At 60.7% G+C, this 19,715-nt stretch carries 18 protein-coding genes, 1 tRNA gene and 1 pseudogene; 13 read left to right on the forward strand and 7 right to left on the reverse strand.

Features of this window, described 5'->3' with window-relative positions; genetic code table 11:
• Nucleotides 1-83 precede the first annotated feature (83 nt).
• The 7 genes from ACYYG1_RS01930 to ACYYG1_RS01960 all read left to right on the forward strand — a co-directional run bounded on the left by ACYYG1_RS01930 (nt 84) and on the right by ACYYG1_RS01960 (nt 6,109).
• A complete protein-coding gene (locus ACYYG1_RS01930; protein ID WP_461208586.1) occupies nt 84-956 on the forward strand; it encodes an ABC transporter ATP-binding protein in 873 nt (290 codons plus the stop codon).
• 78 nt (nt 957-1,034) lie between these two features.
• Nucleotides 1,035-2,099, forward strand: a complete 1,065-nt coding sequence (locus ACYYG1_RS01935; protein ID WP_461208587.1) for an ABC transporter substrate-binding protein — start codon at nt 1,035-1,037, stop codon at nt 2,097-2,099.
• Nucleotides 2,100-2,175: 76 nt separating this feature from the next.
• Entirely contained in the window at nt 2,176-2,976 is an 801-nt protein-coding gene (locus ACYYG1_RS01940; protein ID WP_461208588.1) for an ABC transporter permease, read from the forward strand.
• Between the two features lie 3 nt (nt 2,977-2,979).
• Nucleotides 2,980-3,855 (forward strand): ABC transporter permease, encoded by an 876-nt coding sequence (locus ACYYG1_RS01945; RefSeq protein WP_461208589.1) that lies wholly within the window; start codon nt 2,980-2,982, stop codon nt 3,853-3,855.
• A 37-nt stretch (nt 3,856-3,892) separates the two neighbouring features.
• A complete protein-coding gene (locus tag ACYYG1_RS01950; protein ID WP_461208769.1) occupies nt 3,893-4,660 on the forward strand; it encodes an ABC transporter ATP-binding protein in 768 nt (255 codons plus the stop codon).
• 26 nt (nt 4,661-4,686) lie between these two features.
• Nucleotides 4,687-5,841, forward strand: coding sequence for an iron-containing alcohol dehydrogenase (locus ACYYG1_RS01955; protein ID WP_461208590.1), 1,155 nt, complete (start codon nt 4,687-4,689; stop codon nt 5,839-5,841).
• 192 nt (nt 5,842-6,033) lie between these two features.
• A tRNA-Glu gene (locus ACYYG1_RS01960) sits at nt 6,034-6,109 on the forward strand.
• A 71-nt stretch (nt 6,110-6,180) separates the two neighbouring features.
• Here the strand turns inward: ACYYG1_RS01960 and ACYYG1_RS01965 are convergent.
• Together ACYYG1_RS01965 and ACYYG1_RS01970 are read right to left on the reverse strand one after the other, a co-directional pair.
• A complete protein-coding gene (locus tag ACYYG1_RS01965; RefSeq protein ID WP_461208591.1) occupies nt 6,181-7,203 on the reverse strand; it encodes a tyrosine-type recombinase/integrase in 1,023 nt (340 codons plus the stop codon).
• A gap of 210 nt (nt 7,204-7,413) precedes the next feature.
• A complete protein-coding gene (locus tag ACYYG1_RS01970) occupies nt 7,414-8,106 on the reverse strand; it encodes a hypothetical protein (RefSeq protein ID WP_461208592.1) in 693 nt (230 codons plus the stop codon).
• Nucleotides 8,107-9,389: 1,283 nt separating this feature from the next.
• On the opposite strand from ACYYG1_RS01970, the gene ACYYG1_RS01975 reads away from it, so the two are divergent.
• From ACYYG1_RS01975 to ACYYG1_RS01985, 3 genes are all read left to right on the forward strand, one after another.
• Nucleotides 9,390-10,256, forward strand: a complete 867-nt coding sequence (locus tag ACYYG1_RS01975; RefSeq protein WP_461208593.1) for a hypothetical protein — start codon at nt 9,390-9,392, stop codon at nt 10,254-10,256.
• Nucleotides 10,257-10,453: 197 nt separating this feature from the next.
• Nucleotides 10,454-11,113: a hypothetical protein gene (locus ACYYG1_RS01980; RefSeq protein ID WP_461208594.1), complete on the forward strand. Its 660-nt coding sequence runs from the start codon at nt 10,454-10,456 to the stop codon at nt 11,111-11,113.
• Entirely contained in the window at nt 11,110-12,051 is a 942-nt protein-coding gene (locus ACYYG1_RS01985) for a DUF4868 domain-containing protein (protein WP_461208595.1), read from the forward strand. Before ACYYG1_RS01980 ends, ACYYG1_RS01985 begins: the two co-directional genes overlap by 4 nt.
• Before the next feature lie 386 nt (nt 12,052-12,437).
• Here the strand turns inward: ACYYG1_RS01985 and larC2 are convergent, their stop codons facing one another.
• The 5 genes and pseudogenes from larC2 to ACYYG1_RS02010 form a co-directional block, all read right to left on the reverse strand.
• Nucleotides 12,438-13,118 (reverse strand): nickel pincer cofactor biosynthesis protein LarC2, encoded by a 681-nt coding sequence (gene larC2 / locus ACYYG1_RS01990; RefSeq protein ID WP_461208770.1) that lies wholly within the window; start codon nt 13,116-13,118, stop codon nt 12,438-12,440.
• A gap of 47 nt (nt 13,119-13,165) precedes the next feature.
• Nucleotides 13,166-13,750: pseudogene (gene larC / locus ACYYG1_RS01995) on the reverse strand (nickel pincer cofactor biosynthesis protein LarC); the annotation flags it as partial.
• A gap of 33 nt (nt 13,751-13,783) precedes the next feature.
• Nucleotides 13,784-15,037 carry a nickel pincer cofactor-dependent isomerase, group 22 gene (locus ACYYG1_RS02000; protein WP_461208596.1) on the reverse strand — a complete coding sequence of 418 codons (1,254 nt, stop codon included), beginning with the start codon at nt 15,035-15,037 and terminating at the stop codon, nt 13,784-13,786.
• Between the two features lie 17 nt (nt 15,038-15,054).
• Nucleotides 15,055-16,215 carry a UxaA family hydrolase gene (locus tag ACYYG1_RS02005; RefSeq protein WP_461208597.1) on the reverse strand — a complete coding sequence of 387 codons (1,161 nt, stop codon included), beginning with the start codon at nt 16,213-16,215 and terminating at the stop codon, nt 15,055-15,057.
• A 36-nt stretch (nt 16,216-16,251) separates the two neighbouring features.
• Nucleotides 16,252-16,542, reverse strand: coding sequence for a UxaA family hydrolase (locus ACYYG1_RS02010; RefSeq protein WP_461208598.1), 291 nt, complete (start codon nt 16,540-16,542; stop codon nt 16,252-16,254).
• A gap of 626 nt (nt 16,543-17,168) precedes the next feature.
• Here ACYYG1_RS02010 and ACYYG1_RS02015 point away from each other — a divergent pair.
• The 3 genes from ACYYG1_RS02015 to ACYYG1_RS02025 are packed head-to-tail and all read left to right on the forward strand — an operon-like array spanning nt 17,169 to nt 19,672.
• Nucleotides 17,169-17,465, forward strand: a complete 297-nt coding sequence (locus tag ACYYG1_RS02015; RefSeq protein WP_461208599.1) for a UxaA family hydrolase — start codon at nt 17,169-17,171, stop codon at nt 17,463-17,465.
• On the forward strand, nt 17,466-18,668 hold the full coding sequence (locus tag ACYYG1_RS02020; protein WP_461208600.1) for a UxaA family hydrolase: 1,203 nt from the start codon (nt 17,466-17,468) through the stop codon (nt 18,666-18,668).
• A gap of 47 nt (nt 18,669-18,715) precedes the next feature.
• Complete coding sequence (locus tag ACYYG1_RS02025; protein ID WP_461208601.1) at nt 18,716-19,672, forward strand: Bug family tripartite tricarboxylate transporter substrate binding protein; 957 nt, start codon at nt 18,716-18,718, stop codon at nt 19,670-19,672.
• Nucleotides 19,673-19,715 lie beyond the last annotated feature (43 nt).

Consider the following 19,715-nt stretch of genomic DNA (forward strand, 5'->3'; position numbering starts at 1 on the left):
AGCCCGCGGTCCCGCCCGGGGCCGCGGGCCCGCCCTGCGCCCCGCCGGGAAGCCGTCCCTAGGTCGCAAGACGAGGAGACACGATGCCGGAAGAACCGAGAACTACGACTGATGCCAGCGCAAGCGGCTGCGCGGCCGCTTGCATCCCCCACGGGCGACTCGACGTTTCCGACGACGGCCAGGGCGTCGTGGCGGCCCGGGAAACCCCCGGCGGGGACAGGAAGGTCAAGATAGAGGTCAAGAACCTGACCAAGAGCTTCGGCGATCTGCTGGTGCTCGACGACATCAGCTTCGACGTGGCCGAGGGCGAATTCGTGGCCATCGTCGGGCCCACGGGCTGCGGCAAGACTACCTTCTTGAACACCCTTTCGCGCCTCATCCCCATGACCAGCGGGAGCATCCTCATCAACGGCGAGGATGCCGACCCCAAGCGCCACAACATATCCTTCGTCTTCCAGGAGCCCACGTGCCTGCCCTGGAGCACGGTGCGCGACAACGTGGCCTTCGGCATGGCCATCAAGGGCATGCCCCAGGACGATATCGACAGGCGCCTGGAGCGGATATTGGCCCTGGTGGGCCTGACCCAGTGCGCGGACCTGTATCCCAACCAGGTCTCGGCCAGCATGCTGCAGCGCATCGCCGTGTCCCGCGCCTTCGCCGTGGACCCGGACCTGCTGCTCATGGACGAGCCCTACGGGCAGCTCGACGTCAAGCTGCGCTTCCACCTAGAGGACGAGCTGGTCAATCTGTGGCAGCGGCTGAAGAGCACCGTGCTGTTCATCACCCACAACATCGAGGAGGCCGTCTACGTGGCGGAGCGCATCCTCGTGCTGTCCAACAAGCCCACGACCATCAAGGCCGAGATTAGGGTCGACCTGCCCCGGCCAAGGGATTTCATGGATCCGGAGTTCGTGAGGATCCGCAAGGAGGTCACGGAATTGATCCGCTGGTGGTGATTCCCGCCCTGCGGCGGGGATGAGACGTTTTCGGACCGTCCACCTGCAACCAACCGCAGCATCGAAAGGAGTCTACACATGTCGCAATGGAAACTGTGGCTGAGCTGCCTCATCGTATGCGTACTGCTCTCTGGTTTCTCCCTGCCCGCACAGGCCGGGGACCCCTTGGTTCTGGACACGACCTGGCAGGCCGAGAATGAGACCTTCATTCCCTGGTACGCCCGCCAGCACGGCTGGGACAAGGAAGTCGGGCTGGACTTCAAGCTCTGGATGTTCGACTCGGGCATGGCCCAGGTCGAGGCCCTGCCCGCCAAGCAGTGGGTGGTGGGCGGCACCGGCGGCGTGCCCATGATGTTCGGCGCCCTGCGGCACAACGCCTATCTCCTGGCCATCGGCAACGACGAGTCCCTGTGCAACGCGGTGCTCGTGCGTCCGGACAGCCCCATCCTCGGGACCAAGGGCTTCAATCCCAAGCACCCCGAGGTGTTCGGCAGCCCCGAGACCGTCAAGGGCAAGACCATCCTGGTGACCACCATCTCCTCGGGCCACTACGCCATGAGTCTCTGGCTCAAGGCCCTGGGCCTCACGGACAAGGACGTCGTGGTCAAGAACATGGACCCGGCCCAGTGCGTGGCCGCATATGAGAACGGCATCGGCGACGCCGTGGTCCTCTGGGCTCCCCAGATGTACAACGGCATGAAAAAGGGCTGGAAGATCGCTTCCGACGTCAAGAAGGCCGGTGGCCTCGTGCCCATCGTGCTCGTGGGCGACAAGGAATACTGCGACCAGAACCCCGAAACCGTGGCCCGGTTCCTCAAGGTCTACTTCCGGGGCATCGACATGGTGCGCAAGGAAGGTGCCAAGCTGGCTCCCGACTACGCCAAGTTCCTCAAGTGGGCCGGCCTGAACATGACCCAGGACGAGGCGCGTATGGATATCGAGATGCACCCCGTCTACACTCTGGAGGAGCAGCTCAAGATGTTCGACACCTCCAAGGGCCCCAGCCACGTGCAGAACTGGCAGAAGAGCCTGGTCCAGTTCTTCACGAATCTGGGCAAGCTCAAGCCCGCCGAGGGCGAGAAACTCGCGACGGGATTCTACATCACCGACAAGTTCCTGAAGCTGGTTCCTACGATCAAGTAGGTCTGATCGCCTCCCCCCGCCCCGCCGGGGCGGGGGGAGCGGATTCCATCCGATTGAAGCAGGGAAGGTGAGACCCATGTCCACAGCCTATCGGGAAATCAAGATCCAGACACCCCTCGCCCTCAAGATTCTGCCTGTGGTCAGTGTCGCCGGGTTCTTCCTGGCCTGGGAACTGGTCGTGCGCTGCGGCGTCGTTCCCTCCACCATGCTGGCCCCTCCCAGCGAGGTGCTCGCGCTGCTGCGCGTGAAATTGTGGGAGGTCAATCCTGACGGCGCGCTCTTGCACCAGCACGCCTGGGTGAGCATCCAAGAGGCCTTCAGCGGCTATTTTCTGGCCCTGCTGGTGGGTCTGCCCCTGGGGCTGGCCATGGGCTGGTTCAACGTGGCCGAGGGACTGGCGCGGCCCATCTTCGAGATCGTCCGGCCCATCCCGCCCGTGGCCTGGATCCCCCTGACCATCTTCTGGTTCGGCATCGGGCTGCCCGGCAAGGTTTTCATCATCTGGCTCGGGGGGTTGGTGCCCTGCGTCATCAACGCCTACGTGGGGGTCAAGATGACCAACCCCACCCTCATCCAGATGGCCCGCACCTACGGGGCCGACGACTGGCAAATTTTCAGGAAGCTCTGCATCCCCTCGGCCCTGCCCATGGTCTTCGGCGCGCTGCAGATCGCCCTGGCCTGCTGCTGGACCAACCTGGTGGCCGCCGAGCTCCTGGCCGCGGACCAGGGCCTGGGGTTCATGATCACCATGGGCCGCCGCCTGGCCATGCCCGAGATGGTGGTCCTGGGCATGATCATGGTCGGCCTGACCGGCGCCGTCATCGGCGTGGGTATCGACATGGTGGAACGGCGGCTTCTGGCCGGAATCAGGAGGTAGACGATGACTCAGACCGATTCCCTCGCACTGGAAACGAACCAGGCCAACGAAGTCGTCTGCCGCGTGCGGGAGCGCGCGCCCCTCGACCTCAAGGGGCTGCTGACCAACCGTTGGTTCCTGTACGCCGTGTCCCTGGTTTCCTTCTTCACCCTCTGGACCGTGCTGGCGGGGTCTCAGGTCCTGGGCCGCGGGGCCAGCTCCCTGGCCACTCCCCTGGAGGTGGCCCGGGAGCTGACGCGCCTGACCCAGGACACCCTGGCCGAGATGACCCTCTGGGGCCACGCCTGGGCCAGCGTCCGCCGGGTGATCATCGGCTTTTCCATCGCCGCGGCCGTGGCCGTCCCCCTGGGCCTGTTCATGGCGCTCAACCGCTACGTCAACGCCGTGGTCAAGCCGCTCTTCGACCTGTTGAAGCCCATGCCGCCCATTTCCTGGATATCCATCTCCATCCTCTGGTTCGGCATCGGCGAGACCTCCAAGGTCTTCATCATCGCCCTGGGGACCTTCGTGCCCTGCCTGCTCAACGCCTACAACGGCGTGCGCCTGGTGGAGCCGGAGCTCTACGACGTGATCCGCACCCTGGGCGGCAACCGCCGCGACGAGATTCTGCACGTCTGCTTCCCGGCGTCATTTCCGGCCATCTTCGCCGGGCTGCAGATATCCCTGTCCATCGGCTGGACCTGCGTGCTGGCGGCCGAGTTGGTCAGCGCCCGGTCCGGACTCGGATTCATCATCGTCCAGGGCATGAACCTCTGCCAGCCGGCCCTGGTCATCGGCGGCATGGTGGCCATCGCCCTGGCGGCCTGGGGCACGACCCTGGTGCTCTCGGCCCTGGAACACAAGCTCTGTCCCTGGAAGCGCGAGGTCGAGGGACTCTAATACCGTACAAGCTGGGAGGCCTGACGTGGACTGCGCAATGGACACCAGGAAGATAGAAATAGCCTGCCGCAACGTGAGCAAGACCTTCATCCAGAAGGGCCGCCAGGAAGTGCCCGTGCTGAAGGACGTGGACCTCGAGGTCTACGAGAACGAGTTCCTGGTCATCCTGGGGCCCGGGCAATGCGGCAAGAGCACGCTGCTGCGCGTGTTGGCCGGGCTGGAGAAGCCCACCACGGGCACCACGACCCTGGACGGCGAGGAGGTCGCCGGCCCCGGCCCGGACAGGGGACTGGTCTTCCAGAGCTACATGCTCTTCCCCTGGAAGACCGTGCTGGGCAACGTGGAGATGGGGCCCAAGCTGCGCAAGGTGCCCAAGAAGGAGCGCCGGGAAACAGCCATGCACTACATCAAGCTGGTGGGCCTGGAGGGCTTCGAGCGCCATTATCCGCACCAGCTTTCGGGCGGCATGAAGCAGCGGGTGGGCATCGCCCGCTCCTACGCCAACAAGCCCAAGGTCATGCTCCTGGACGAGCCCTTCGGCCAGCTGGACGCCCAGACCAGGATATTCATGGAGCAGGAGACCGAGCGCATCTGGGAGTTGGAAAAGCGCACGGTGCTCTTCGTGACCAACAACATCGACGAGGCCCTGTTCCTGGGCGACCGCATCGTGACCATGGAGGGCAAGCTCCCCGGACGGGTGCACAAGACCTACACCGTGGACCTGGAGCGGCCCAGGGACATGACGGATTACCGCTTTCTTGAACTGCGGCGGGAGATCATCGACGAATCCACACTCATTCTCTAGCGGCACACATCGGGAGGAATCCGGACATGCAGTCTTTCAACACGGTCCGCAGGATCGTCCACGGCGTCGGCTCCATCGGGCAGGTGGGCCGCGAGGTCGCCCGCCTGGGCGGGAGCAAGGTTTTGGTGGTGGCCGACCCGGCCATGGCCCAGCTCGGCATCCTCGACACAGTGGCGGGCGTCCTGGAGGGCGAGGGCTTCGGGGTGGCGAGCTTCACGGGCGTGGAGCCGGACCCGAAGATCGCGGTGGTGGACAAGAGCCTCGAAGCGGGCAGGGCGGCCGCGCCCGACGTGGTCATCGGCCTGGGCGGCGGCAGCTCCCTGGACATCGCCAAGGTCACGGCGGCCCTGCTGGCCAACGAGGGCCCGGTGGAGAAGTATTTCGGCATGGAGCTGGTGCCCCGGCCCGGGCTGCCGCTGATTCTGGTGCCCACCACCGCGGGCACGGGCAGCGAGGTGACCTCCATCTCGGTGCTTTCGGACACGGCCAACAACATCAAGAAGGCCGTGGTCAGCGAGCACCTCTATGCGTCCACGGTGCTGCTGGACGCGGGGCTGACCGTGGGGCTGCCGCCCCATCTCACGGCCACCACGGGCATGGACGCCCTGGTGCACGCCGTGGAGTCCTTCACCGGGCTGCACGCCACGGCGTACACGGACACCCTGAACCGCAGGGCCATCGGCCTCATCGCCGCAAACCTGCGCCTGGCCTTCGCCCAGGGCGGCAACCTCGACGCCCGGGAGAACATGCTCAACGCCAGCTGTATGGCGGGCATGGCCTTCTCCAACACCCAGAACGGGCTGGTGCACGCCATCGCCCTGGCCATCGGGGGCCGGTTCCCTCTGCCCCACGGCCTGCTCACGGCCTTCATCTGCCCTTGGATCATGGAATACAATCTGCTGGCCAACCCGGCGAAGTTCATCGAGATCGCCAGGCTGTTCGGGGAGGACGTCGAGGGGCTTTCGGAGATCGAGGCCGCGCGCAGGAGCGTACGCGCCGTGCGTGCGCTGCTCGCGGACCTGGGCATCCCCACCACCCTGAAGAGCCACGGCGTGACCCGGGAGTCCATCCCGGATATCGCCCAGGGCGCCATAGGCGCGGCGCGGCTCATCGGCAACAACCCGCGGGCCGTGACCCGCGAGGCCGTGGAGCGGCTGCTGCTGGAAAATTACGGGGATTGAGCCACCGGTCCGCAACGGCAGGCGCAAAACCGGCCATGGGGTCCGCCGCATCCACGGGCGCGTGATGCGGCGGGCCCCATGCATCGTCCCAATAAAGCGGGCGGCAAGAGGTTAAAAAAGGGGTTGACTTTTGCCCCCATGTAAAGCAAAAGGTCTTTCCGCAGTTTGAGGCCCCGCCTCCCTGCGCAGGGCGTCCCCATCGTCTAGTGGCCTAGGACACCGGCCTCTCACGCCGGTAACAGGGGTTCAAACCCCCTTGGGGACGCCACAATGATTTCAAGGGCTTGCGGAGCTTTTCGCAAGCCTTTTTCTTTTGGGGAAACGGTCAGCGGAAACGGTTCAGCCTTCGGCGTCAAAGCCGGAGGCTTTTTTGTATTCAAAGGGCAGGACTTTGCCGCTCCCAAACACCTCGTCCAGGGCGGCCTTGGTGCCCCGCAGGGAATGCAGATAGCGGGCGGTGGTCGTCGCGGACTTGTGTCTGAGGATGGCTTGGATCGTGGTCAGGGGCAGCCCGGCCTTATCCAGGATGGACGCGGTCAGGTGTCGGATGGAGTGCAGATCGAAGCGGCGAACGCCAGCTAGGCCGCACAGGTATTTCAGCCAGTGCTGGCGATGCTTGTAGGGCTTGCCGTTGTTCGGACGGTAGAAGACGGAGGCGCTTCGGGCGCTGGCGCGGTGGCGCAGCAGCCCTTGGCGCAGGTCTTCGGTCATGGGAATCCAGTCCGGCTCAAGGGTGCCTCCCTTGCGCTTTCTGGTCCACAACCTGACGCGCTTTTCCCGGAAGTCCAGGTCGTCCCATTTGAGGTTGAATATCTCGCGTTTGCGGGCGGCGGTATGGAGCAAGGCCAAAAGCATCAGCTTGTCCTGCTCGTCGGCCACCGCATAGACGGCCCAGAAATCTTCCTCAGGGGGGATGTAGCGGGGTTTTCGCGCCTCGGCGAACCTGTCCACTTCTCGGAACGGATTGTCCTTGGGCAGCCCAAGGAGCTTGCGGCCCCATTCCCAGGCAGCGGCCAGGTTTTTGCGGTCCTTGTTGGCTGCGTAGCCTGAACGCTGTTTGCTCTGCTCTCTAAGGAACCGCGCGGCCATGGGCAGGGTGACGGCTTCCGCCAGGGTGTCTTGCGGAAGGCCTTGAAGGAAGCGGGCAAAGCATGCCCGCTTCTCATCGTAGGTCTTGAACGCAAAGCGCTCTTTGGCGAAATCAAGGTATTCGTTGGCCCAGTCCAAGGCCGTGACGGTCATCGGGTTGGGTTCCACCTTGGGCTCCGCCCAATCGGGGTCGGCCTTCATCTTGGCTTCCCAGGCCAGGGCGTCCTTCTTGGTGTCGAAGAGCTTTTGCCGAATCGATCCGTTGATCTGCACCCGGCCCTTCCAACGGAGACGGCCACGCTTCACGATTTTCGATGGCATCCCGTATTCTCCTTAACAGCTCGTTTTCAAAGAACACGAGGCGTCCACCGATGCGGAGGCCCCCAAGGCGTTCAGAATATTTCACGACTGTGTTCGGTGCAACCCCAAGGATTTTGGATACGTCTTGCGCCGTCATTGGATTTCCTAACGTGTCGTGGAGATTCATTGTTTACCTCCTTTCTCGGCACATATCCTCGACCGATATTGCCTCCCGAATTCGGTAAACCCCAAGAGTCTTGCCGTCTCTGTGAGAGGAGCTTCCAGGCAACCATGCGGCAGGAATGAAGACCCTCTCGCCAAGCCCGCTTTGACATAGCTGCGCTTTTCGTTTTCCGGAAGCCTTTCCCATTCCTCTCGGATGAGATTGGATATCGTTGCGCTATTGGATTCAGCCCCCAAAAAATCTGGTGGGCGGTCGTGATCCTTCTTTATTTTCTTTATCTTATTAAAATTCTTGTTAGTCGTTGTTTGATTGTTGTTCGTTCGAGGCGTGGTCGTCGTCAGGTCGTCCTCTTGGTCGTTGTCGCTGTCTATGTTGATATCAAAAATCATGTCATTACTGAGTGTTGCGATAGTTCCCTTGCGTGTCCCCATAAACGTCGCAAGCCCAAGGCGTTCAAGCCTTTTTTTAGCAGCCCTATACTGCCCCTCAGTCATGCCCAATTTTTCAAGGTCTCCAACAAGAGCTTGCCCCGCCTTGAGATCGAGAAGAGATATCCCGCCGGTGCGCTTCGCCCTGAGCGCGACCATGGTCAGAAGTGAAAACGCATTCGAATCTTGCAAAAGTTCGAATGTATCCTCAGCGCGCAAGAGTTTGATGAAGGACCTCCCCATGACCTTATCCTTCCGTCTCATGGTGGCCACCGTGTGCTTCCAACGAATGGAGGAGGTCTATGAGGCGGCTTTCGGCTTCGGAGGGCATGGGGGTATACCCATTGAGCCACGCAGCAACCGTGGGCACCGGACGGGAGAGGTGAGCTGAAAGTTGGGGGCGGGTGACGCCAAGCCGTCTGAATTGGTCGTTGAGCGGGTGCTTGGGAATGTTCGGAAGGGTTTTCATGCCGTCTCCTTGGAAAGGTTGCGGACGGCAAGACGGACAAATGTATAGGGCTCGTTGACGTAGGATTGTGCAGAGCCTAAAGGTAGTCCTGCGGGTAAGTGCAATTACCCGTTTGCCGCCCTGGTTGATCTGAATGGGATCTTCTCCGGGGCGGCTTTATTTTTACCTCGACGCAAATATTGTTGCAACTATCTTATTAATTTTTTTGAGTTTTGTGCATGATTGAGCGCTCAATCAGACACAAAAAATATCAATAACAGGATATAAAATTTGAAGCTGAATAAAATGTTACACAGGGCTTCTCACGTGTTACACGCGTCAGTTTGGCTGTTACACCACGATATTTTGGTGTTACACCACGCATGAGGGCTGTTACACCGGCCAATATAGGTGTTACACGGCTGAAAAGATTTGGTTTTTAAGGGGGAGTAAGAGGGGGAAGGATTTTGAAGGAATATGCGTAGCAAGCAAGGGCCAGAGCCCGGGCTATGCGGGCGCAAAGCGCGGGGCCCCTTTAGGGGAGGCGCTTTTTAGGGGGAGGCTCCGCTTGCGGAGGGGGCTCTGCCCCGAAAGTCTGGCGAAGACAGACCAGGACACGGCCTGCCGTGAGCCACTTTGTATTACAAAGTGCGGTTCCTGCCACGGATTTTTGAGCAGAGAAACCTCGTGGATTCATGGGGTGGAGATGGGGGCAGAAAAATGGTCCTCCTGCCAAGCTGCAATGCGGCAAGCAAGGTTCGGCCCTTGTTCTTTTGGATTTAAGCGATACGCGTATTGAATAAAAACATGCTGGATGTTATGCGAAACCCGTTCGCCTAAGCAGGGCGATAACGGGGGGACCATGGGTTTTTGGGCAGACTTGCTGGGGCTCGGGGCAATTCGGGTTCCGAGCAGAAGCGACCAGAATACGAGTTACAAGGTCCATCCGACCAAGTTGACTTGTACCTGTCCGGACTGGATTAAGCGCAGACAGGGCTTCGGCTGTGATAATCCTCGGCGGCTGTGCAAGCATCTTTTGGAAGTTTTCCTCGCGGGTCAGGCTCCTATGCCCGGCAGCCTCTTAGGTGGTCAGGAGCGTATGGCCAGGGTCTGCTGTGACAACAGCCGCGGCTATCCCCTGTACGACGACACCGTGATCATCGAAGAGGCGGGCGTCTCGGCCGTGGCCTTCCAGGGTAACGACCCCGCTTGGTGGAACGTGACTATCGACGGGCAGCGATATGGTTTCAACGCGCCCGAGGGTCGTTGGTCTTACGGTCAGGAACCGCCAGGGGCATTGGTCATCGCCCGGATCATCCTCGGCAACGCCGAGGACTTGCCAATCGGTTGCATCCTCACCCAGGAACGCCTGCCTCAGGACAAATGGCGAGCCACTATTCGTGGCGAAGCTGAAGGTGTGTCCATCCTGGCCGACATTAACGCCAGGGCCAAATGGCAGGCTTTCGACGTGGAGGATGAGCACGCTTCCCTGCACATCGAGGAGGGCGACCTAAGCGAGTTGAACCCCAAATTGGTTCACCTTGGCCCCGCCTTACTCCATTGGCTACGGGAGGAGCGAGAGATGATGCGGGAAAAGGCGCTGGCCAAACCCAAGCCTCAAAACTTGCCTCGACAACGCCTAGACCCGGATGAGGTGCGCCGCCGGTCCGCAGAACGGGCCCGGACGCGACGGGCAAAAAAGCCTACCCCCGAAGTTCTAGCGGCTTATGACTTAGTGGTATCCCTTCTGAAACCCCATCTCCCCGAGGGAATGGAACTGGAGCCTCGCGATCTGAGCAAATATTTCGGGGTGGGAATCAAAGGCAAAGGCGCTTGGGTTTGCCGTCTGTACTACAAGACAAAAAACACAGCCGTAGAGTTACCGGACGGGGAAAAGTTGTCCTTGGCCGACTGGGAAGAATTACGAAAAATGATCGATAAACTGCTGCCGCATTGCGGAAATTGACCATTATAAATTCACCCTTTAGGGAAATCCATGCACAACGCACAAAAAACATGAGACACTTGGTTAGGTGACGCAAATCGAAATTCTGTTGTCTATTCGTATGCAAAAAATTTTTTGGCATAGCTAATTTGTAAATGCTTACATAACCAACAATTCTATAAATTGTTGTGTGCATTGGATGGTAAGGAGTTCTTGGTATGAATAATAATTGGCGACCTTGGGCTGCGATTGCTATATTTTTCAGCTCTTACTTGCCATTGTCACTTGTTCTTTTAATTCAGGATATTAATTCTGAAGCCGTTAGCCGAGTGACTTTTCCCAAAGTTGTTGCACTCATCAAACTTTTCCCTAACGATTTTTGGAGCGCAGTACAGTCTATTGCATTGGGACTTTTAAGATTGTTCCATAATCCAGGGGTTTCTCTCGCGATAACGGCCTGTTGTTTTGCCAGCGTCTTTGTTTTGAAATTTGCTGTGGGCTCTCTGTCAGGGGGAGAAAATGTTAAGATCTTAAAATCTTTGAAAAACCCAACAGATTTAATGAACTATACAGTCCCATACATGGTTGCTTTTATTGGTGTGGATTTGGGCGATGGCCCAAAAGTTGCTGGATTCGTATGCTTTATGCTGTTTATGTTTATCTTGACCTATAAGTCCAAGCAGCTCTTTATGAACCCAATTCTTGCGATATTCGGATATAGTCTTTACGATGTAGACTATGAACATAATAGTTGCCCTCGCTCAGCGAGAATTCTTGCAAAAAATGATTTGGTTCCGGGCAAGCGATATCGTTTGCGCATGGTTGCTTCCTTACCGATCATTACTCAAGAAATCCCTATAGGAGACAACAACAAATGAAAACGCTTCAAGATTTGCAAAATTTTCCTTTTGACCTGGCAACGGCATCTCTTTGGATAATCAAAAAACGGATTCAGGAGCGTCAGGCAAAATACACTGCCCGATGGGTAGAGATCGCTGGTGAGGGCGATCATGAGGTAAATCTTGAGCAAAGGCTGGTTGATGTCGTTAGGGGCATGGTTGAAGCCCAAAAGGACGACCAGGAATATGATTTTGTATGTAATCCTGATGAATTTTGCTTGCTTACGATAGAAGCAGACAATACGAATATGCCGTTAATTATTGATAAAATGAGTGCTCCAGGCAATGAACATCAGGTCTCCAGCGAGGCAGAATTATTGAATGCCGCTGGCTATGTAATCAAAATTCAGTCTGGTGATGAAGAGCTTTACGCCTTTAAAAAAACAGCTTCAACTTGGAGCGCCAAAAAGGTCAAGGGGCCTCAATGGGCCTTTTTTAATGGGCAGTGCATGATTGGAATAGTACAAGCCTCTGTTTTTCAGTTGTACAGTAACTTTGATTTTTTGTGCTACGGAGATACGGTGTTCATCGCAGACAAGCGCAGCTTTGAGTCGGTCATGAATTACAAGGAAAGTATGGTTGAGAGAAGAGATGAAGCCGTGAACGATTTGGAAGATTCTGGAGAGTTCAGTTCCATAGAAACGATACGAGATTTTATTGGCGTTGATATGCGTTATCTTCGGTCTATCTCTTCAATTCTTGATAAGGGTTTTTATAGGCAGCCGGTGTTTATGGAGCGGCTTCGACGTAAAAACATTGAGCGAGGTTGGGGGATTCAGATTGATGAAGCAGGAAAAATAGTGCCGACAGAGGATAAAATGTCTGACCTGTTCAAGCTGTTAAACGATTTCCGCCTATTCTCTGAACTAAGCGAAAATATATATGATGTCTCTTCCACTCAAACGGTTGGGCAATAGAAAATGTCTATACGCGGAATTGCCTGGGAACGGTTGCGGAAACGGTTTCCCCTGCGCTAAGCGCTCATATTGGAGTTTTGTGCCTAGAATGAGCTAGTTATTTCAATTTCTTGGGGGCCTCTCACGCCGGTAACAGGGGTTCAAACCCCCTTGGGGACGCCAAATGAAATCAAAGGGTTACGGCATATGCCGTAACCCTTTTTCTTTGCGTGTTCCGGGCACGCGTTCTTTTCTACCTTGAGCCCAGCGGGTTCAGCTTCCCGTGCCGTCGCAGGCTGCGTTTGTATAGGCTGCCGGTGCCCCGAGTCAGGGCGTAGGTGTCGGACAGAGGCTCGGCTTACCTGGTGCGGCCGAGGTCCATGCCGTGCAGACCGCTTTGCGTTGGCTTATGGCAGGCAGCGGGCCACCTGGGCGTAGACTTCGGCCAGGGGGATGCCGTGCTTGCGCGCCAGGGCGCGGCAATCGTCGAATTCGGGCTTTGCGCGTAGTTGTTCGCCGTTCAGGATGGCGCATTTCAGGGTCACGGGGGCCAGGGGGGTGTCCGGCCGTTCGGAGCGGCGCTCCAGCTCGGTCTTGTCCACGGGGATGCTCTTCACGCCCAGGGTCGTGGTGTGGCGGAACAGGAGGTCCTGGAACCTGCCCGCGTCCGCCTCGTCGCAGAGCAGGGACAGGCTGGTGGCGGGGCGGTTCTTCTTCATGACGATGGGGGTGAAGTGTACGTCCATGGCCCCCTGTTCCATGAGCAGGTCCATGGCGTCCCCCAGGGCCTCGGCGGTCATGTCGTCGATGTTGCACGCCAGCAGGCGGGCCCGGGTGCGGCGGCCGGTTGCGTGGGCCGCGTCCGCTTCGGCCAGGTGCACGCGCAGCACGTTGGGCAGGTCGGCCTCGCGGTGGCCGATGCCGTGGCCGGTGCCGAGGGCCGTGAGGGCCGGGTTGGCGATGAAGCGGTCCGTGAGCCCGGCGAGGATGGCCGCGCCCGTGGGCGTGGTGGCCTCGTGGCCGACCCCGCCGCGCGTGGTGGGCACGCCGTGCAGGATGGCCTCCGTGGCGGGCGCGGGAACGGGCATGGTGCCGTGGGCGCAGCGCACGAAGCCGCCGCCCAGTTCCACGGGCGCGGCCCACACCGCGTCCACCCCAGGCTGTGGAAGCAGATGGCCGCGCCCACGATGTCCACGAAGGAGTCCGTGGCCCCCACCTCGTGGAAGTGCACCTCGTCCACGGGCTTGCCGTGCACATGCCCCTCGGCCTCGGCCACGAGGCGGAAGATGGAGAGGCTCGTGTCCTTGACCGCGCGGGACAGCCCGCTGCCCTCGATGATGGCGCGGATGTCCGCGAAGTTGCGGTGCCCGTGGTGATGGGCGTGGTGGTGATGCCCGTGGCCGTCGCCGTGGTCGTGATGATGGTGGTCGTGCAGGCGCACGTCCACCCGCGTGCCGTGGATGCCGCAGCGGGCGTCGCTGGAGATTTCCAGCTCGAATTCGCCGTCGATGCCGAGCTTGGACAGTTCGGCGCGCACATGCCCGGGGTCCGCGCCCAGGTCGATCATGGCCGCCAGGTTCATGACGCCGCTGATGCCGGCGAAGGGGTCGTAGAAGAGAACTTTCATGGCCTGTCGCCTCCGGCTTTCACGATCCCGGGCTGGAAATTTTGGGCCGGGGCGATGCGGCGCCCCGGCCCAAGGCCCGTGGGCCTTTTCCATGGAGGATGGAGGTAGTTGCAGTTGCTTGATGGCTTAGGGGACGTCGAAGTCGCCCGCCTCGTTGAAGCGGATGTCCTGGGGGCCCCCCAGGATTTCGATGTTCGGCATGCTGCGGGACTGCTCGGCCAGGGCCGTGGAGACCCACATCTCCTCCAGGGTGGACGTGTTGTGGATCCAGGCCAGGCGAAAGCCCTCGGGAGTTATGGGGCCGGCCGTGGCCATGGCGTATTCCAGGGCCTGGCGATCGTTTGTGCAGACAATCGGCATGCGTCCCTTTTCCGGGGTCACGGCGGTGACGCAGTTGATGTTGGTGTTGAAGGTGTTGATCTGGTCGGCCACCTTGCGGGTGATGAAGTCGGCCAGGCCCATGCCCAGCACGTTGCCGTCGTTGGGCTTGGCCAAGTCGCGTAACACGATGCGGGTGATGCGGGGGGAGGTCAGGGGCTTTTCGTAGATGTTCATGATCCGACCCACGACCTTGGTATCCATGCCCGTGCCGCTGATGTGCTTGCCGCTCTCGTCCACGAGGAGCACGTCCAGGGGATCGAAGGGCAGCTTGGGGCATTTTTCGTGGGCGGACTCCAACAGTTCATGCTCGGTTTCGAACCAGTTCTCCGGTTCCACCAGGGCCACTTGCGCGGTTTGGCCCACGCCGTTCTCGATGATGCCCAGGCCCGCCAGCACGGGCGCGTTGTCCAGGATGACCCGCGCCGAGGTCATGAGAATCCGCTCGTAGCCGTAACGCACGGCGTAGAGGTGGGCGGTCTCGGCGCCGTTTTTGTTGCCCAGTCCGATGACCATCATCTTGGACACGCCGCTCTCGATGTGCCCGCTGAACTCGGTATGGGGCTTGATGCGGTTGATGGGCACGATGTGGTCGCATTCCAGGGCCGTGCGGTCCAGGTGCACGGGCACGCCGTCCTCGGTGGCGCCGACGACCACGGTGTCCATGCACGACTCGATGGGCGCGCCCACGGTCTCCTCGGTGATGTCCACCTCGGCCAGGACGGCGACCTGACCCTGGGCCGCGGCGCCCCCGTGGGACCCCATGGACGGAATGATCACCGGGCGGGCCCCGGCGTCCTTGAAGGCCTGGGCCACGGCGCGCAGGATGGGGACTATGTTCGCGATGCCCCGGCTCCCGGCCGTGAGGGCGACCTTGGCCCCGGGCCGCACGGGCTTGCGCGCCAGCAGGTCCCTGATCTGTTCGGCCGCCGCCCCTGCCGGGTCCTCCAGCGTGGTTCTGTCCAGGGCCTGTCTGATGCGCACGATCTTGGGGATATCCATGTCGTTTTCCTCCGGGTTCAGATGACCGGGCCTCGGACGTAGATGTTCATGGCCTTGGTGTAGCCCGACAATTCGGCCTTGGTGGACTTGCCGCCCGCGACCTTCAGGACCTCGTCGTAGATGCGGCCCCCGGCCTGGGGCAGGGTTTCAGTGCCCTCGATGACGTCGGCCACGGACAGGTCGATATGGTCGCGCATGCGCACGGCCGTGTGCTCGTTTCCGGTGATCTTGACCACCGGGACGAAGGGGAATCCCTGGGGCGCGCCCAGCCCGGTGGTGAAGGCGATGACGTTGCAGCCCGCCGCCGCGAGGCCGGTGAGGATCTCTGGCTCGCGGCCCGGGGAGTCCATGATCACCAGGCCCTTGGTCGTGGGGCGCTGGCCGTATTCGTAGACGTCCTGGACCAGGGCGGAGCCCGCCTTGGCGATGGCGCCCAGGGATTTTTCCTCGATGGTGGTCAGGCCGCCCTTGATGTTGCCGCCGGTGGGCTGGCCGCCCCTGATGTCGCAGCCCGCCGACTTGGCTTCGGCCTCCATGCGCGCCACGAAATCGATGATCTTCTGCCCCATGGCCTCGTCCTTGGCGTGCTTGGCCATGATGTGCTCGGCGCCGATGAATTCGGTGACCTCGCCCATGATCACGCTGGCCTCGCGCTCGACCATCATATCGGTGGTCACGCCCAGGGCGGGATTGGGGCCCAGGCCGGAGGTGGTGTCGGAGCTGCCGCACTTGAGCCCGAGCACCAGGTCGGCCGCCGTGCAGGGCGTGCGCTCGGCCGTGCTGGCCTCCATGACCATGTCCTGGACCAGCAGGGAGCCCTCGGCGATGGTGCGGAAGGAGCCGCCCAGGGACTGCAGGGCGACGACCTCCACGCGCTTGCCCGAGGCGCGGATCTCCTCGGCGGCGCGCGTCACGTCGGTGCTCTCGCAGCCCAGGCTGACCAGGAGGACCGAGGCCAGGTTCGGGTTGCGGCCCAGGCCGATCAGGGTTTCGGTGACGCGCTCCACGTCCATGGGGGTCTGGCAACACCCCTGCAGATGCGTGAAGGCCACGGCGCCGTCCACCTTGTCCGCGATGGCCATGGCGGTTTCATTGGCGCAGACCACCGTGGACAGCACGCCCACGTAGTTGCGGGTGCCCACGCTGCCATCCGTTCTTCTGTATCCCATGAAATCCATATCGTTCTCCTTGTGTCCGAGGGTTGCCGGCGGTTCCTAGTTCCGGTCGCCCCTGCCCCTCAGGCTTTCGATGTTCTGCACGTGCGCGTGGGCGCCGGCGGGGATGTCGTCGGTGGCGCGCCCGATGACCTCGCCGTACTTGAGGATGTCTTCGCCCTTGCGGATGTCCCTGGTGGCGAACTTGTGCCCATAGCTCACGCTCTGGGCCATGAGGATCTCCAGGTGCCGGTCGTGGACGCCGACGATGGCGAGATTGCCCGCCTCCAGGGCCCGCAGGGCCGTAGCCACATTATCTTCGGGGCGAAGCATGATGGCGTCGCGTTTCATAGTGTCTCCTTCAGTGTGTTGTTGGCCGCCGGGCACGTCGACAGCGCTGTTTCCCGGTTTCCCGACGGGTTGAGGCGCGCTTCCCGACCCCGGGCCTGCCGCCTGTGGCGCCACACAAAAGCAATTTGCTTGCCAGCGTATGGATTGCTGTTCTAATATCCTAAATTAATTCGTAATTTATGTATCGATCGACCTCTTTTGACCTTTCTGGGCCCTGCCGGGGCCACAGAAGCCTTTCATTGTGAACGCATTACGGTTCGTGACGTTCTCATATTGAAAGACGCGAGGCGGGGCGGGGCCCGGGCCGCGAAAGACGGGTGAAATCCTACAGGGTTGTCGGCTGGGCGGGGAAAAATCGCAAAGACTGTCGTTCACGGTGAACGGTTCCAGGCGAAAGATGTTTCAATTTGAACGACAGCGCGGGTCCCGGAAATAATCAGGACAGGTGTTGAAGCGCTGAAATAGCGTGTAATATTGACGTGTTATCGTATTTTACGCATTTTGGCCGCGTTATTGCACAAGGGGCAGAAGATGAACATCAGACTCCTTCTAGTTAGGACTTTACGCATCCAATGTGGATTTCGGTGAATCGTCTGATGTAGGGCGCTTAACGCGGAGAGTAATGTATGAAGGCAATAGTGGTAATAGGTGAAGCAGACAATGTCGGCAATGCCATAGAAGACATCTGCACAGGAGAGAGCGTTGTTTACACGCTCAATGGCAAGACGCAGGAACTGAAGGCCATGGGCGACGTCCCGTTTGGATTCAAGATGGCCATCAAGGACATCGCCGTGGACGCGCCCGTCGTCAAGTATGGCGAGGTTATCGGAGTCGCCTCGAAACCGATCTCCGCCGGCGAATGCGTTCACATCCACAACGTTGCAGGCAATCGGGGCCGTGGCGATCTCAAAGGGGCCAAATAGATGGAATTCCAAGGTTATGTGCGCCCAGACGGGAAAGTGGGCATCCGCAACTACACTCTTATCCTTCCCAACGGCAGGGGCATCGGGGTGCTGGCCGACCAGGTGGCCAAACTCGTCCGCAACTCGAAGATATTCATTCCGCCCAACGAAAACGGCCGCGACTCCGAAGACCGCGCGACCATCGCCCGGACCATCGTGGGCCTGGCCAAGAACCCCAACGTGGGCGCCGTGCTGATCATGGGCATCAAGAGCAACGGCGGCTACCCCGAGTTCACGCGCGAAGCCATGGTGGACGAGATATACGCCACGGGCAAGCCGGTGGACTCGGTCTTCCTGGAAGACTGCCCGGGCGGGGCCTACGAGGCCCTGGGCAAGGCCCTGCTCAAGGCCCGCCACCTGGCCCGCAAGGCCAGCGAATGCCGGCGGGAGACCGTGGACCTCGGCCGCCTGTGCATGGGCGTGAAGTGCGGCTACTCCGACGCGACCTCGGGCATGGCCGGCAACCCCACCGTAGGCTACCTGTTCGATCGGCTGGTGGAGGCCGGGGGCACGGCCATGTTCGCCGAAACCACGGAAGTCATCGGCGCGGACCACATCGTGGCCAGGCGCTTCAACGACGACAAGCAGCGCGAGACGTTCCTGGCCGCCGTGAAGCGGGTGGAGGACGAGGCCAAGGCCACGGGCGAGGACATCCGCACCATCAACCCCATCCCTGCCAATATCCAAGCTGGTCTGACCACCCTGGAGGAGAAGTCCCTGGGCGCCATCGCGAAGTCCGGGCACATGCCCCTGTCCAGCAGCCTTCGCTACGGCGAGATTCCGGCCGGGCCGGGGCTCCACTTCATGGATTCCTGGATGTCGTCGGCCACCCTGTTCCTGGGCTTCGCCGCCGCCGGGTCGGCCCTGAGCATCTTCCAGGTCGGCGGGGGCTGGTTCCCGGACCGCATGATGATGCCCACCGCCAGCGCGGGCCTCGTCACCCCCACCCTGTACATGACGGGCAACCCCAGGACCTACGCCAAGACCAACATGGACATGGATTTCTCGGCCAGCGAGATCATTTCCCAGCGCGAGCCCATCGAGCAGGCCGGAGAGCGGCTCGTGCAGCGCGTGTGCGAACTGGCGTCCGGGCACCTGACCATGGGCGAAACCCTGAACGTCGACGACAACGTCGAAATCTATCTTCGCGGACCGGGCCTGTAGAAAATTTCAGGATCAGCCGTCAACAACCCCTACAATGAGGAAAGTACATGTTCAAAGCAATCATTCTGTCATTGACCCTGGTACTTGGCATGGCTGCGGTGAGCAATGCGGGGGATTTCCCCACCAAACCCATTCAGGTCGTCGTGCCCTGGAAGCCGGGCGGAGGCAGCGACATCTCCTCCCGCATCATGAGCGAGGGCCTGCAGGGAATCCTGCCCCAGCCCCTGGTCGTTTCCAACATCTCCGGCTCCATGGGCCTGAACGCCGCCCTGCACGTTCTGCGCTCCAAGGCCGACGGATACACGTGCATCTGGGAGCACCCCGGCAACCTGGCCATCTCCCCCATGCTGGCGCACACTCCCTTCACCTGGCGTGATTTCGATCCCGTGTGCATCGTGGCCAAGTCGGACTCCGCCCTGGTGGTCCGCGCGGACAGCCCCTTCAACACGGCCCAGGACGCCTTCGACTACATCAAGGCCAATCCGGCCAAGATCCGCTGGTCCCTGGCCATCAACGGCGTGTCCCACTTCAGCTACCTGGCGATCTGCGACAGCCTGAAGGGCCTGGACGTGACCGTGGTCCCCGCCCCCGGCGACAAGAACCGCATCGTCAGCCTGCTGAGCAACAACAGCGACATCACCATGGTGGGATACGCCGCGGCCGCCCCCTACGTGAAGTCCGGCGACCTCAAGATCCTGGCCATGGTCAACACCGAGCGCTCGCCCTTCGCGCCCGAGATCCCCACCTTGATGGAGCAGGGCATCAACGCCTATTACGACTACGCCTATTCGGTGCTCGTGGCCAAGAACACCCCCAAGGCCGTCAAGGACACCCTGGCCCAGGGCTTCAAGAAGGCCCTGGACAACCCCAAGACTCTCGAGGCCCTGAAGGCCCAGTGTCTGAGCCCTTACTTCAAGGATGCGGACCAGATGGCCAAGGCTTGGGGAGACCTGCAGGATAGCTGGACGAAGCTGGCCGTCAAGTATCAGTTGATCAAGAAATAACGACGGCAACCAAAACGGCGCGTCCCGGGCTGGCCTGGCCCGG

This window comes from Desulfocurvus sp. DL1XJH-121, assembly GCF_054819825.1.

Excerpts from the sequence above, each read along its gene's own strand:
- ACYYG1_RS01930 (WP_461208586.1), top strand. The coding sequence starts at position 84 with ATGCCGGAAGAACCGAGAACTACGACTGATGCCAGCGCAAGCGGCTGC.
- ACYYG1_RS01935 (WP_461208587.1), top strand. The coding sequence starts at position 1,035 with ATGTCGCAATGGAAACTGTGGCTGAGCTGCCTCATCGTATGCGTACTG.
- ACYYG1_RS01940 (WP_461208588.1), top strand. The coding sequence starts at position 2,176 with ATGTCCACAGCCTATCGGGAAATCAAGATCCAGACACCCCTCGCCCTC.
- ACYYG1_RS01945 (WP_461208589.1), top strand. The coding sequence starts at position 2,980 with ATGACTCAGACCGATTCCCTCGCACTGGAAACGAACCAGGCCAACGAA.
- ACYYG1_RS01950 (WP_461208769.1), top strand. The coding sequence starts at position 3,893 with ATGGACACCAGGAAGATAGAAATAGCCTGCCGCAACGTGAGCAAGACC.
- ACYYG1_RS01955 (WP_461208590.1), top strand. The coding sequence starts at position 4,687 with ATGCAGTCTTTCAACACGGTCCGCAGGATCGTCCACGGCGTCGGCTCC.
- ACYYG1_RS01970 (WP_461208592.1), bottom strand. The coding sequence starts at position 8,106 with ATGAGACGGAAGGATAAGGTCATGGGGAGGTCCTTCATCAAACTCTTG.
- ACYYG1_RS01975 (WP_461208593.1), top strand. The coding sequence starts at position 9,390 with ATGGCCAGGGTCTGCTGTGACAACAGCCGCGGCTATCCCCTGTACGAC.
- ACYYG1_RS01980 (WP_461208594.1), top strand. The coding sequence starts at position 10,454 with ATGAATAATAATTGGCGACCTTGGGCTGCGATTGCTATATTTTTCAGC.
- ACYYG1_RS01985 (WP_461208595.1), top strand. The coding sequence starts at position 11,110 with ATGAAAACGCTTCAAGATTTGCAAAATTTTCCTTTTGACCTGGCAACG.
- larC2 (WP_461208770.1), bottom strand. The coding sequence starts at position 13,118 with ATGCCCGTTCCCGCGCCCGCCACGGAGGCCATCCTGCACGGCGTGCCC.
- ACYYG1_RS02000 (WP_461208596.1), bottom strand. The coding sequence starts at position 15,037 with ATGGATATCCCCAAGATCGTGCGCATCAGACAGGCCCTGGACAGAACC.
- ACYYG1_RS02005 (WP_461208597.1), bottom strand. The coding sequence starts at position 16,215 with ATGGATTTCATGGGATACAGAAGAACGGATGGCAGCGTGGGCACCCGC.
- ACYYG1_RS02010 (WP_461208598.1), bottom strand. The coding sequence starts at position 16,542 with ATGAAACGCGACGCCATCATGCTTCGCCCCGAAGATAATGTGGCTACG.
- ACYYG1_RS02015 (WP_461208599.1), top strand. The coding sequence starts at position 17,169 with ATGAAGGCAATAGTGGTAATAGGTGAAGCAGACAATGTCGGCAATGCC.
- ACYYG1_RS02020 (WP_461208600.1), top strand. The coding sequence starts at position 17,466 with ATGGAATTCCAAGGTTATGTGCGCCCAGACGGGAAAGTGGGCATCCGC.
- ACYYG1_RS02025 (WP_461208601.1), top strand. The coding sequence starts at position 18,716 with ATGTTCAAAGCAATCATTCTGTCATTGACCCTGGTACTTGGCATGGCT.